Origin of the sequence: Streptomyces phyllanthi (genome assembly GCF_009377205.1) — a bacterium.
GTDB lineage: Bacteria > Actinomycetota > Actinomycetes > Streptomycetales > Streptomycetaceae > Streptomyces > Streptomyces phyllanthi.
On record NZ_VJZE01000253.1, the window covers coordinates 1 to 13370 of the forward strand.

General features: G+C 71.7%; 8 protein-coding genes and 1 pseudogene. 7 read left to right on the forward strand and 2 right to left on the reverse strand.

The features are described 5' to 3' along the window. Positions 1 to 125 precede the first annotated feature (125 nt). A pseudogene (locus tag FNH04_RS28660) lies at positions 126 to 422 on the forward strand (hypothetical protein); the annotation flags it as partial. Between the two features lie 54 nt (positions 423 to 476). Beyond that, entirely contained in the window at positions 477 to 1292 is an 816-nt protein-coding gene (locus FNH04_RS28665) for a hypothetical protein (protein WP_152788683.1), read from the forward strand. Here FNH04_RS28665 and FNH04_RS28670 read toward each other — a convergent pair. Together FNH04_RS28670 and FNH04_RS28675 are read right to left on the reverse strand one after the other, a co-directional pair. Continuing rightward, positions 1186 to 2832 carry an AMP-binding protein gene (locus tag FNH04_RS28670; RefSeq protein WP_152788684.1) on the reverse strand — a complete coding sequence of 549 codons (1647 nt, stop codon included), beginning with the start codon at positions 2830 to 2832 and terminating at the stop codon, positions 1186 to 1188. The genes FNH04_RS28665 and FNH04_RS28670 overlap by 107 nt on opposite strands. Further along, a complete protein-coding gene (locus tag FNH04_RS28675) occupies positions 2829 to 4514 on the reverse strand; it encodes an AMP-binding protein (protein WP_152788685.1) in 1686 nt (561 codons plus the stop codon). The genes FNH04_RS28670 and FNH04_RS28675 overlap by 4 nt, the downstream gene beginning before the upstream one ends. A gap of 133 nt (positions 4515 to 4647) precedes the next feature. Between FNH04_RS28675 and FNH04_RS28680 the strand changes: the two genes are divergently transcribed. From FNH04_RS28680 to FNH04_RS46745, 5 genes are all read left to right on the forward strand, one after another. After that, positions 4648 to 5481, forward strand: a complete 834-nt coding sequence (locus FNH04_RS28680) for a response regulator transcription factor (protein ID WP_322724112.1) — start codon at positions 4648 to 4650, stop codon at positions 5479 to 5481. A 187-nt stretch (positions 5482 to 5668) separates the two neighbouring features. Beyond that, positions 5669 to 8494: a helix-turn-helix transcriptional regulator gene (locus FNH04_RS28685; RefSeq protein ID WP_322724114.1), complete on the forward strand. Its 2826-nt coding sequence runs from the start codon at positions 5669 to 5671 to the stop codon at positions 8492 to 8494. Between the two features lie 373 nt (positions 8495 to 8867). After that, positions 8868 to 9665 carry a S1 family peptidase gene (locus tag FNH04_RS28690; protein WP_152788690.1) on the forward strand — a complete coding sequence of 266 codons (798 nt, stop codon included), beginning with the start codon at positions 8868 to 8870 and terminating at the stop codon, positions 9663 to 9665. Positions 9666 to 9993: 328 nt separating this feature from the next. After that, a complete protein-coding gene (locus FNH04_RS28695) occupies positions 9994 to 11001 on the forward strand; it encodes an asparaginase (RefSeq protein WP_152788688.1) in 1008 nt (335 codons plus the stop codon). A gap of 326 nt (positions 11002 to 11327) precedes the next feature. Beyond that, entirely contained in the window at positions 11328 to 13313 is a 1986-nt protein-coding gene (locus FNH04_RS46745; RefSeq protein WP_407704141.1) for a PAS domain S-box protein, read from the forward strand. Positions 13314 to 13370: the final 57 nt, after the last annotated feature.

Below are 13370 nucleotides of genomic sequence, written 5' to 3' on the forward strand. Positions count from 1 at the left end.
CCCCTCGCTCAGCGACCCGGCCCTGAACTGGACGCCCGCGCGGAAGAACGTCAACAAGCGCGGCACCAACATCAAGGGCGCGAACGTCCAGTGGGGCGACGGCACCACGAACAAAATCTTCATGCCGGGCTGACCAGCGGCCACCTTCCGGGATAGGACTCGCCGGGCGGGGCGTCCTGGCCCTGGTGGACCCGACGGTCCGCCCCGCCTCACCGCGCGACGTGGAGTGCCTGTGGCTGACGGCCATGACGGAGTCGGCCGGCGGTGTCTACTTCTCCCTCGCCGAGTACGGCCCCGAAGCCCGCGAGCGCGCCGACGAACTGGCCGTCGCCCTCTTCGTCCTGGACCTCATGGGCACACCGCGGCCGGTGAACGACCCGGCACACGAACTGATCGCGACGCGCGCCCGCACACGGGCATGACGCGTTGCGGGACCCGCGACGATGTCACCACACTCGTGGCCCACAATGCTCGGCATGGCTGCTGTCTCTCCCGCGTCACGACTGGTCACGGACGCTGCCCGTGAGGTTCTCCGGCCGCTCGGGCTGCGCCGGCTCGGCCGTTCACGGACGTGGGTCGACGACCACGGATGGTGGCTCGGTGTGGTCGAGTTCCAGCCGTCGAGCTGGAGCCAGGGCTCCTACCTCAACGTCGGCGCCATGTGGCTCTGGGACAACACCGACCACGTGGCGTTCCACACCGGCGGCCGCGAGGCCGGTCACGAGCCGTTCCGGAGCGAGGCTCAGTTCCAGCCTCTCGCGATGGACCTCGCACGGCTGGCCGCGGACCGCGTCACCGAGTACCGCGAACGGTTCAGCAGCCTGCGGAACGCCGCCCGGCACCTGACTGCCACTCCCGCTCGGCGCGGACACCCCTGGGACGACCACCACGCCGGCATCACCGCAGGACTCACCGGCGACGTGCCAACGGCTCGGGACCGGCTCACCCGGGCCGCGCGGCAACTGGCCGCCGAGGACATCCCCTGGATGGTCGATGCCCACCGAGCCACGCTGCGGCTGCGCGACCTGGTCGATGACACCGGGGCTCTGCGGAGCTGGGCGGCCGAACAGATCGCCTCATGCCGGCACAAGCTCCGCCTGGAGCCGCGTCCGACCGCGTTCCCCGAGGACACCCCTGGGGCAGCCCAGGACCTGGAGCCCCAGCCCCAGCCCTGGCCCCAGCCGTCTAGCCCGCCGGGTCCGCGTACCTCTCGCGCAGCTCGACCTTCCGTACCTTCCCCGACACCGTCATCGGGAAGGTGTCGAGGATCCGCAACCGGCTCGGGATCTTGAAGTGGGCCAGTCGGCCGTCGCAGTAGGCCTGGAGTTCCTCCAGGGTCAGGGGGTCCGCCGGGTCGCGTGGGATGACGCAGGCGAGGACCTCCTCGCCGTTTCGCTCATGCGGTACGCCCACCACCTGGACGTCGGCGATCTTGGGGTGGGCGTGGAGGAACTCCTCGATCTCGCGCGGGTAGATGTTCTCGCCGCCACGGATGATCATGTCCTTGATACGGCCGACGATCTCGACGTATCCGTCCTGGCGCATCATGGCGAGGTCCCCGGTGTGCATCCAGCGGCCGGGGTCGACGGCCTCGGCGGTCTTCTCCGGCTCGTTCCAGTAGCCGAGCATCACGCTGTAGCCGCGGGTGCACAGCTCGCCCGCCGTGCCGCGCGGCCGGGTCAGGCCGCTCACCGGGTCGACGACCTTGACCTCGATGTGCGGGAGGACCCGGCCGACGGTGCCGGTGCGGTGCTCCAGGTCGTCGTCCATGCGTGTCTGGAGCGAGACGGGCGAGGTCTCGGTCATGCCGTAGCAGATGGAGACCTGCCCCATGTGCATCTCGGTGACCACCCGCTTCATGACCTCCACCGGGCAGGGTGAGCCCGCCATGATGCCGGTGCGCAGCGAGGACAGGTCGTACGTCGCGAAGTCGGGGTGGTTCAGCTCCGCGATGAACATCGTCGGGACGCCGTACAGCGAGGTGCACCGCTCCCGCTGCACCGCCCTCAGTGTCGCCGCCGGGTCGAAGGAGGGAGCCGGGATGACGATGCACGCGCCGTGCGAGGTGGCGCCGAGGTTGCCCATGACCATGCCGAAGCAGTGGTAGAAGGGCACGGGCAGGCACACCCGGTCGTGCTCGGTGTAGCCGATCGTACGGCCCACCCAGTAGCCGTTGTTGAGGATGTTGTGGTGGGAGAGCGTGGCCCCCTTGGGGAAGCCGGTGGTGCCCGAGGTGTACTGGATGTTGATGGGGTCGTCGCAGCTCAACTCGGCTGCCGCGGCGGCGAGTTGCTTGCGCGGGACCGCTGTCGCGCCCGCCGTCAGCTCGTCCCAGGACGGATCGCCGATGTAGACCGTCTCGCGCAACCGCGGGCACTTCCCGGCGACCTGGCCGACCAGCGACCGGTAGTCACTGCCCTTGTGCGCGAGCGAGGCGACGAGCAGGGAGATCCCGGCCTGCCCCAGCACGTACTCCAACTCGTGGGCGCGGTAGGCGGGGTTGATGTTCACCATGATCGCGCCGATGCGCGCGGTGGCGTACTGGACGAGCACCCACTCGGGGCAGTTGACCGCCCAGATACCGACCCGGTCCCCCTTCCGCACCCCCTTCGCGAGCAGCCCGCGCGCCACCTCGTCGACCGCGGCGCCGAACTCGGCGTACGTCCAGCGTCGTCCGGACGGTACGTCGACGAGCGCGTCCCGGTCGGGGTAGGCGGCGACCGCGCGGTCCAGGTTGGCGCCGACGGTGTCGCCGAGGAGGGGTGTCGTGCTCGTACCGTGCGTGTAACTCGGTGCTGCCGTCGAGGAGTCGTCGCCCTCGTTGCCGCTCATCGGAAGTCCTCCTCGCGGTACTCGGCGTCCGAGCCCGCGGCCGTGGCCTCGCGCAGCTCGATACGGCGGATCTTGCCCGAGACGGTCTTCGGGAGCGGCGCGAACTCCAGCCGGCGCACACGCTTGTAGGGGGCGAGGACCTCGCGCGAGTGCTCGAAGAGGACCTTGGCCGTGTCCGGGCCCGGCTCCCAGTCCTCGGCCAGCACGACATACGCCTTCGGCACGGCGAGCCGCACCTCGTCGGGCGCGGGCACCACGGCCGCCTCGGCGACGGCGTCGTGCTCCAGCAGCGCGCTCTCCAGCTCGAACGGCGAGATCTTGTAGTCGGAGGACTTGAACACGTCGTCGGCGCGGCCCACGTAGGTGATGTAGCCGTCCGCGTCCCGGCTGCCGATGTCGCCGGTGCGGTAGTAGCCGCCGGCCATCGCCTCGGCCGTACGGTCAGGGTCGCCGTGGTAGCCGGCCATCACACCGACGGGCCTGCCGTACAGGTCGAGCGCGATCTCGCCCTCGTCGGCGCCCGGCGCCCCCGACACGGGATCGAGGAGCACGACCTTGAAGCCCGGGCTGGGGCGGCCCATCGAGCCGATCCTCAGCTCCTGGCCGGGGCTGTTGGAGACCTGCACCGCCGTCTCCGTCTGCCCGAAGCCGTCCCGGATGGTCACGCCCCAGGCGCGGCGCACCTGCTCGATGACCTCGGGATTGAGCGGTTCGCCTGCGGCCAGGGCCTCGCGCGGGGGCGTGCGCAGCGCGGTGAGGTCGGCCTGGATGAGCATGCGCCACACGGTGGGCGGGGCACAGAAGGTGGTGACGCCCGCGCGGTCCATCTCCGCCATCAGCCGGCCGGCGTCGAAGCGCGTGTAGTTGTGGAGGAAGACGGTCGCCTCCGCGTTCCACGGGGCGAACAGGTTGGACCAGGCGTGCTTGGCCCAGCCGGGTGAGGAGATGTTGAGGTGGACGTCGCCGGGCCGCAGGCCGATCCAGTACATGGTCGCCAGATGGCCGACGGGGTACGACACATGGGTGTGCTCCACCAGCTTCGGGCGGGCGGTGGTGCCCGAGGTGAAGTAGAGCATGAGGGGGTCACTGGCGTTGGTGGGCGTGAGGGGCGTGAAGTCGGGCGACGCGTCGTACGCCTCCTCGTACGCGCGCCAGCCGTCCGCTTCCGGTGCGCCGCCGACCGCGATCCGGGTGTAGCGGCCGGGTACCTCGTCGAACTTGCCGGTGTCCTCGGCGCGGACGATGACATGTCGCACCCGCCCGCGCTCCACGCGGTCGCGCAGGTCGGCCGTACCGAGCAGCGGTGTGGCGGGGATGACGACGGCGCCGAGCTTCATCGCGGCGAGAGCCGTCTCCCACAGCTCCACCTGGTTGCCGAGCATGACGAGGACCCGCTGGTCCGGGCGTACCCCCTGGGAGCGCAGCCAGTTGGCGACGCGGGCGGAGCGTTCGGACATCCCGGCGAAGGAGACGCGGACCTCGGAACCGTCCTCCTCGACGATGTGCAGGGCGGTGCGGTCGTTTCCGCGTGCGATCACGTCGAACCAGTCGAGGGCCCAGTTGAAGTACTCGGGCCGGGGCCACGTGAAATCGCGGTAGGCCGTGGCATAGTCCTCGCGGTGCGCCAGCAGGAAATCCCGAGCCGCCCGGAACTCGTCCGTGGCGCCCGTCGTCGCCGCCATGTCTCCTCCTCGCCGCCGGTCAGCTCAGTGCCGGACGGTTCATTGCCCAACGGTCCTCTGACATCGTGTAATGCGTGATGCGGGTCTCACCACCCCCCAATGGGGGGATGGACCGCGGCGAAGGGACGAGCGGGTGACGGCAGACACGGCCGGGGCGGCGGAGATGCGTGGTGCGCTGATACGGCTGCGGCACACGACGGGGTTACCGATGGCGTTCGGCGGCCTGCTCGAGACCGAGCACCGGCACCTGCGCATCAGCGAACTCAACGGCCATCGGACGAACGCGCTCCAGGCCCTCGCCGTCTCGTCCGGCAACGGCCTCGGGGGCAAGGCGGTGGCGCTCGCGCGGCCCTGCGCGGTGACGGACTACTCGGTGTCGCGCCAGATCAGCCACGAGTACGACGCGGCCGTCGCAGCGGAGGGCATCCGGTCCGTGGTGGCCGTGCCCGTCGTCGTACGGCGCCGGGTGCGCGGTGTGCTGTACGGCGCGCTGCGGACGGCCCAGCCGCTGGGTGACCGGACGCTGACGGCGGTGGTGGACGCGGCGCGGGACGTGGAGCAGGCGCTGGTCGTGCGGGAGGAGGCGCGGAGTCTGCTGGCCGCGGCGCGGGAGCCGGGGGCGTCGGGGGCCGCGTGGGAGGAGATCCGGGAGGCGCACGGGGCGTTGCGGGCGCTGGCGCCGAGGATCGCGGATCCGCAGCTGCGGACGGAGTTGCTGGAGGCGTGCGGGCGGCTGGCCGGGGCGGTGTCGGCGGAGCGTTCGTCCTGTGACGTCGAGCTGACGCCTCGTGAGGTGGATGTGCTGGCCTGTGTGGCGCTGGGGGCGACGAACGCGGTGACGGGGGAACGGCTTGGGCTCCGTCCGGAGACGGTGAAGGGTTATCTGCGTTCGGCGATGCGGAAGCTGGGCGCGCACACCCGCCTGGAAGCGGTGGTGGCGGCCCGCCGGGCCGGCCTCCTGCCGTAGCCCGGAGGGTGATCGCCCCCGCCGCCCCTACCCGGGCCCCGATTCATGCACAATCCCACAGAATCAACTTTCTGCCTGGACCTCTGTCTCCCCGCCTGTTATTTCCCTCACCACGACCTCGGTCCGAAATTCAAAGATTCGTTGCCTAATATTGGCCCGACACGACACACGAGGGGAGCGGTGGACCGTGCAACGGGACCTCAAGGAGCCTGGCATACCGCGCCCCGACCTGGTCATCGGCCGGGACGACGTGGTCACGGGCGCGCGTGAGCAACTCACCCGCGGCGGAAGCGTGCTCGTACACGGCCCGGCCGGCATCGGAAAGTCCACCATTCTGCGGACATTGGCCACGGAATACACAGATTCCGCCCGCACCGTACTCCGCTGCTCGGCCACCGAGTCCGAATCCCACCTCCCGTTCCTCGCCCTCGCCGACCTCCTCGGCCTGGTCATCGACGAGGTCTCCGACCGCCTGCCCGCCCCGCAGCGCGACGCCCTGGAGTCCGCGCTCACCGGCCGCGGCGAGTCCACCCTCCAGCGCGACGGCCTCGCCCTCCGGCTCGCCGTACTGTCGGTCCTGCGCGCACTCGCCGCCAAGGGCCCCGTCCTGATCGTGGCCGACGACCTCCAGTGGCTGGACCCGGCCAGCGCCGAACTGCTCGGCTTCGCCGCCCGCCGCCTCGGCGAGATGCCGGTCCGCATGCTGTGCGCGGTACGCACCGCGACGGACCCCCAGAACCATGAGCAGGACCGCCATCTACGCGCGTTGCCACCCGACACCCTGGCCGCCCGTGTCAACCCGCTCACCAAGGCGCAGGTCGCCGAGCTCCTGGGACACCGCGGGTATACCGGCCTGCCCCGCTCGACCGTCCGGGACATCCACAGCACCAGCGGCGGCAACCCCCTGTTCGCCCTGGAGCTCGGCCGCGCCCTGGCCGAGAACCCGACCCCGCCGCGCCCCGGCGAGCCACTGCCCGTACCGACCTCGCTGCGCGCCCTCGTACTGCACCGGCTGGACATGCTCCCCGCGGAGGCCCGCCGCACCCTGCTCGTGGCGAGCGCCGGCGCCCGCCCCACCCTGGCCCTGCTGCACGCGGCCGGCCGCGCGAACGCGGAGGCGGAGACCGCGCAGGCCGCCGCGCTCGGCCTGCTCGCACCCGAGCGCGAGGGCCCGGGCGTACGGTTCGCGCACCCCCTCGTGTCGGCCGCGCTGTACGCCGAGGCGGGCGCCCAGGAGCGGCGCGCCGCCCATGTCGCGCTGTCCACGGCGGCCTCCGACCCCATCGAGCGCGCCCGGCACCTGGCCCTGGCCACCACCGGCACGGACCCGGCGGTCGCCGCGAAGCTCGGTGAGGCCGCGGCGGCGGCCCGGGACCGGGGCGCCCCCTCGGTCGCCGCGGAGCTGGGGCTGCTCGCGGCCCGGCACACCCCGGCGGACGCCGTCCCCGGGGCGGACGAGCGGCGGCTGCAAGCAGCCGAGGACGCGCTGACCGCCGGGGAGAACGACCTGGCGCGGGACATCGCCCGCGAGGTGCTGGCCCGCGCGACCGAACCCGCCGAGCGGGTGCGGGCCTGGATGGTGGTGATCGAATCGGCCGGGCACGCCCTGACCGAGGTCGACTCCCTCTACCCGCAGGCACTGGCGGACGCGGGCGACGACCCGCGGCTGCTGGGCCTGGTCCACTACCAGCTGGCCTGGCGGGGACTGGTCGTGGAGGGCGACTTCGCCGTGGGCCGCGAGGAGGCCGCGCACGCGGCGGAGCTGGCCGCGCGGGCCGCCGACCGGCGCACCGAGCTCCTGGCGCTGTCCTTCCAGGCCCAGGCCGAGACCCTGATGGGTCACCCTGACGCGCCCACGACCATCAAACGGGCACTGAAGGAGCCGCAGGACCCCCAGCTGGCGTGCCATCACAACGGCGCCGGTTACACCCGCTTCCGCTGGCTGATCATGAGCGACCAGCTCGCCGAGGCCCGGTCGACGATCACCTCGCTGCTGCGTGAGGTTCGCCGGCGCGGGATGTGCGAGAGCGAGGTGCACTTCCTGCGCAGCCTCGCCGAGACCGAGCTGCGCTCCGGGCACTGCGGCCGCGCACTCGACCTGGCCCGGGAGAGTCTGCGCCTGGCGCGGGACAGCGGTATCGGCGAGGTGGGGTCGGCCATGCTCACCTCCCTCGCGGAGGCCTCGGGCGGCGACGTGGAACGCGCGCTGGCGCTCGCCCGAGAGGCGGTGGAGCACGCCGAGGCGGACGGCGACCAGATGTACCTCTCCCGCGCCCTGGGCGCCCTCGGGTACGCCCAGCTGGTGGCCGGGAACGCACCGGGCACGGTCCAGTCCCTGCGCCGCGTACGGGAGTTGGAGGAGGGCCTCGGAGTCACCGATCCCGCGCGCGGGCGCTGGCACGGCGACCTGGCGGAGGCGCTGGTGCGCGTCGGCGAGTACGCCGAGGCGCAGGACTTCATTGACGCCACGCGGGAGCGCGCGCTGCGGCTCGGGCGCGAGAGCGTGCTCGCCGTGCTCGACCGTTCCGAGGCCCTGGTGCGCGCCGCGCGGGGTGACCAGGACGCCGCCGTACGCCAGTTGACGTCGGTACAGGACCGGCTGGCCAAGCTGGGCTACGGCCTGGAGGAGGCGCGGGCCGCGTACGCCCTGGCCGGGCTGCGCGCGTCCCGGCCCGGACCGGCGTCGTACGACGAGGCGACCCGGCTCTTCCGCCGCTGCCGCGCGCTGCCCTGGCTCAGACAGGCCGAGCAGGCGACGGCCGCCCCGGCGCCACGGCCGCCCGCCGTCCCCGCGCCGGCCCCGGCCACGCTGGACGCGCTCGCCGTCCTCGCCGCGACCGAACGTCAGGTCGCCGAGCTCGTGATGGAGGGTGCGACCAACCGTGAGATCGCCGGGCGGCTGTACATCAGCGTCAAGACGGTCGAGGCGACCCTCACGCGGGTCTACCGGAAGCTGGGTATCCGGTCGCGGGTGGACATCGTGCGGCTGGCGGCGGGACACCGTACGAACTGACCTCCCCGAGACGTGCGAGCCGAGACGTACGAACTGGTCTCTTCCCGAGACCTGCGGACGAACTCGCCCCGGGGCGTACGGCCCGGGCCTGCCCGTACTCGCCTGTCCGCAGGGGCCGCTCCGTCCGGGACGTACGACCCGGGACACGGGAGCCGGCCCCTCGGGCCAGCCTACGTTCAAACCCCTCGTGGGGTCATCGAGGGTTTTCCCTCCCCAACTCGCCTAGGGGCTTCCCCAATTGGGGGCTGATCCTCGCCACTTCTAGCTTGAGGGCGTGCCGCTCGCATGGGCACATCGAGCCGAACTCCCGGCCCGGTGCACCACCCCCCACCCGCGCGATCCCCACCGGCAACCCCCACGAATGGAGACCGACTTGTTCGGGTTCAACCGCGCCAAGAAGACTCTGCTCGCCGCCGCGGCCACCGCTGCCGCCGCCACGGCCGCCCTGCTGAGCGCCCCCGCCGCCGTCGCCGCCCCGCAGCCCATCGTCGGTGGCACGACGACCACCGCGAGCGCGTACCCGTACGTCATGCAGATCACGAACGCCTCGCAGAGCCAGTTCTGCGGCGGCACCCTGGTCTCGCCCACGAAGGTGATCACCGCGGCCCACTGCATGGTCGGGAGAACCACCGGCAACACGCGTGTCGTCGGCGGCCGCACCTACCGCAACGGCACCAACGGCACCGTCGCCACGGTCAGCAGGATCTGGATCCACCCGAACTACAACAGCTCCAACATGACCAGCGACGTGGCCGTGATCACGCTGGGCACGTCGATGCCGTACACCACGGCGCCGTACGTCACCGCGAGCCAGACCGGCGTGTACGCGGCCGGTACCACCGCCCGCATCCTCGGCTGGGGCACCACCTCCTCGGGCGGCTCCTCCTCCAACCAGCTGCGCACCGCGACCGTGCCGATCGTGGCCGACTCGGTCTGCGGCAGCTCCAGCTCCTACGGCTCCGAGTACATCGCGAGCTCGATGGTGTGCGCCGGCTACACCTCCGGCGGCGTGGACACCTGCCAGGGCGACAGCGGCGGTCCCCTGATGATCGGGGGCGTCCTGGCAGGTATCACTTCCTGGGGTTACGGCTGCGCCGACGCGCAGTACCCCGGTATCTACACCCGGCTGACCACCTTCTCGAACACCGTGGCCGCGCAGGTCAACTCCTAGTCGAGAGGCGTCACGCCGACGGACTCCTGAGGCACCCCCTCAGGTGACTGCCAGGGGGCGTTGCGGACCTGCCACGAGCGGCCCGCAGCGCCCCCTTTCCAATGCCCGGGGCCACCCGGCCACGGTCCCGAAGCGGATGTCGTACGAGGAGCCGCCGTACAGCACGGTGAGCATGCGCCCGCTCGTGGGAGCCCACCGGTGTGCCCAGGCGGTGATCCCCTCCTGGGTACCTGCCCGGCGCCCATACAGGGCACCCGATAGCCTGCACCGGGGTTCCCGAGAGGTGAGAGACGTTCAGGCCGCGCGCGGACGGGAGTTGGGGTCGAGGATGGGTGTCACGAGGACGGTGGCCGTCTACTCTCTCGGCGGCACCATCGCCATGACCACCGATCCGGTGACCGGTGGCGTGGTCCCTGCGCTCTCCGCCCATGACCTTCTGGCCTCCGTCCCCCACCTGGAAGAACTCGGCATCGAGTTGCGCGTGCACGACTTCCGCCGTGTGCCCGGTGCCTCGCTCGGCTTCGACGACCTCGCGGAGCTCGGCGCGGAGATCGACAGGGCCCTCACCGGCGGCGACGTCGACGGAGTCGTGATCACGCAGGGCACCGACACGATCGAGGAGACAGCGTTCGTCCTCGATCTTCGTCACGACCGCGAACAGCCCGTCATCGTCACCGGTGCCATGCGCAACCCCACCATGGCCGGCCCCGACGGACCCGCCAACCTGTACGCGGCCGTCCTCGCCGCGGCCGCGCCGCAACTCCGCGGCGCTGGTGTACTGGTCGTGCTGAACGACGAGATCCACGCGGCACGCCATGTCCGCAAGTCCCACACCACCAGTCCCGCCGCTTTCACGTCACCCGGCGCCGGGCCCGTCGGCCGCATCGCCGAGGACCGCGTACGGCTGACCACCGCGCCACCACGCCGGCACACACCCTTGGCACCCCTGACTCAGCCGCGAGGGCGTGACGTACGCGTGGGCCTGTACACGGTCGGCCTCGGCGACGACGGCGAGCTGCTCGCGGCGTGGGACGGGCTGTGCGACGGGCTGGTCGTCGCCGCGTTCGGCGTCGGCCATGTGCCCGGGCGGCTCGTCGAGAACCTCGAACGGCTCGCCACGCGGATCCCCGTGCTCCTGGCCTCGCGTATCGACAACGGCCCTGTCCTGACCGGGACCTACGGCTATCCGGGATCCGAGAGGGACCTGATCGGCCGTGGCCTCGTCCCGGCCGGCGATCTCGGCCCGTACCAGGCGCGCCTCCTGCTCCGCGAACTCCTGGCACAGGGCGCGGACCGCGAGGAGATCACCGAGGCGTTCACCGCCTTCACGCTCTGAGCCGCGCACGCGGGCGCGTTCCCGGTTCGGTCCACAGGCCCCCGGGCGCCGAGCCGCAGCCCTGGAGTACGGCCACTCCGACGAGGGCGACCACCCCCGACACCACCAGGAAGGCTCAGCACCAGGAAAGCGCAGCCGGTCGTGGCGGAGCCGGGGATCCTCCGGCTACCAACCGCAGTATCGGTGACGGGATTTGACCGGCGGGGTCACGACATCCTTCCCGTTCGCGTCAGACGGGGACGATGCCCGGTCGCAAGCGGGCAGACACGGGCGACACGGAGCCAGTAAGCGCCAGGCGAGGGCGAGGGTGACCGGGACGCGCTGGGATGGCCCGATTCACTGTGAACCACCAGTCAGTTGGGGCCGATATGGGCGATACGATCACGCCAGTGCCAACCGACCCGGCAGGAGCCATCGAGCGGGCACAGCGCGGGCATTGCACCACGAGCGAGCCTGGAACTGACGAGGAGAGGTTCCGGGGGCTGCTGGAGGCCGCGCCGGACGCGATGGTGATCGTGGACGACACCGGAACCATCAGACTCGTCAACGCCCAGACCGAGACCCTCTTCGGCTACCAGCGCGACGAACTCCTCGGCCGCCCCGTCGAGATCCTCATCCCCAGCCGGTTCCACGCCCACCACACCCGGCACCGCGACGGCTACGCCACCACCCGACAAGTACGGCCGATGGGCGCCGGACTGGAACTGCACGGACTGCGCAAGGACGGCAGCGAGTTCCCCGTCGAGATCAGCCTCAGCCCCCTGGAGACCGCCGACGGCCTCCTCGTCTCCGCCGCCGTCCGCGACGTCAGCGAACGCAAGGCCGCCGAAGCCCGTATCAACGAGCTCGCCGCCTTCGTCGAGTCGTCCCAGGACGCGATCCTCGCCAAGACTCTCGACGGCCGCATCACCTACTGGAACGCCGCCGCGCAGCGGCTGTACGGCTACTCGGCCGAGGAGGCCATCGGGCAGCACGTGTCCATGCTGGCGCCGCCCGACAGCAAGGACGAGATAATCCAGCTGCTGGAGCGGCTGCGGCACGGCGAGAAGATCGAGCACTTCGAAACGCTCCGGCTCACCAGCACCGGCGCCGGGATCGACGTCGACGTCACCCTCTGGCCCACCCGCGACACCCAAGGCACCGTCATCGGCGCGTGCGCCATCGTCCGCGACGTCAGCGACCGCAAGCGCGCCGAGGCGGAACTCACCGCCCTGTACGAGCAGCAGAAGCACATCGCCCTCACTCTCCAGCGCAGCCTCATGGGCACCGCACCGGCGATCCCCGGCCTGGCCGCCGCCAGCCGTTACCGGCCTGCCACCCAGGGCGCCGGCGTGGGCGGCGACTGGTTCGACCTGATCCCGCTCGGCGCCGGCCGAGTCGGTGTCCTGATCGGTGACGTCATGGGCCGCGGCCTGGAAGCCGCCGCGGTCATGGGGCAGTTGCGCTCCGCCGCCCACGCCCTGGCCAAGACCGGCATGCAGCCCCGCCAGCTGATGCAGGCCCTGGACGCGGTCGTCGCCGACCTCGACGTCCCCGACCAACTCGTCACCTGCTGCTATCTCGTCATCGCCCCGGACGCGGGGTCCGTCGCCGTCTGCTCCGCCGGCCACCTGCCCACCCTGGTCGCCGATCCCGGTGGCGTCCGCAGACTTCCCGCGCCCGTCAACGCACCCCTGGGTGTCGGCGACATCTTCTACCAGCAGTCCAGCGCCGTCCTCCCGCCCGGCGCCACCCTCGTGCTGTACACCGACGGCCTGGTCGAGACTCCCTGCAGCGACATCGAGACGCAGATCGACAAGCTCACCACGGCCCTCGAAAACGCCTTCACCCGCACGCGCGGCCTCGAGAACGCCGCCGACCGCGTACTCGCCGCCCTGCTGCCCGACGCCGAGGGCCACGACGACGATGTCACCCTGCTCCTCGCGCGCATCCCCGACGCCCCCTTGGACACCGTCCGCACGGAACTGGCGGCCACCGCCTCCGCGGTGGCCACTGGCCGCTCCTTCGTCGTCGAGACACTCACCGCCTGGGACTGCGCCCACAAGGCCGACGACGCACGGCTCCTGGTCTCCGAGGTGCTCACCAACGCCGTCCAGCACGCGGAAGGCCCGCTCGTGCTCCACATGCGCCGCACCGCCACCAACCTCGCCATCGAGATCAGCGACCTCAGTCCCCACCTGCCCCAGCCGCGGCCGGCCGCCGAGGACGAGGAATCCGGACGCGGCCTTCTCCTCGTCGACACCCTCGCCGACAACTGGGGCGTTCGCCCGGACGAGCGGGGAAAGACCACCTGGTTCACGCTCGAGCTGTGAGCGTGGCTCCATGACGGGTTCGGACCCACCACCCGGCACCCCGGCACCCCAGCACCC

Coding starts and splice junctions, on each gene's coding strand:
- FNH04_RS28665 (WP_152788683.1), top strand. CDS start 477: ATGGCTGCTGTCTCTCCCGCGTCACGACTGGTCACGGACGCTGCCCGT.
- FNH04_RS28670 (WP_152788684.1), bottom strand. CDS start 2,832: ATGAGCGGCAACGAGGGCGACGACTCCTCGACGGCAGCACCGAGTTAC.
- FNH04_RS28675 (WP_152788685.1), bottom strand. CDS start 4,514: ATGGCGGCGACGACGGGCGCCACGGACGAGTTCCGGGCGGCTCGGGAT.
- FNH04_RS28695 (WP_152788688.1), top strand. CDS start 9,994: ATGGGTGTCACGAGGACGGTGGCCGTCTACTCTCTCGGCGGCACCATC.
- FNH04_RS46745 (WP_407704141.1), top strand. CDS start 11,328: ATGGCCCGATTCACTGTGAACCACCAGTCAGTTGGGGCCGATATGGGC.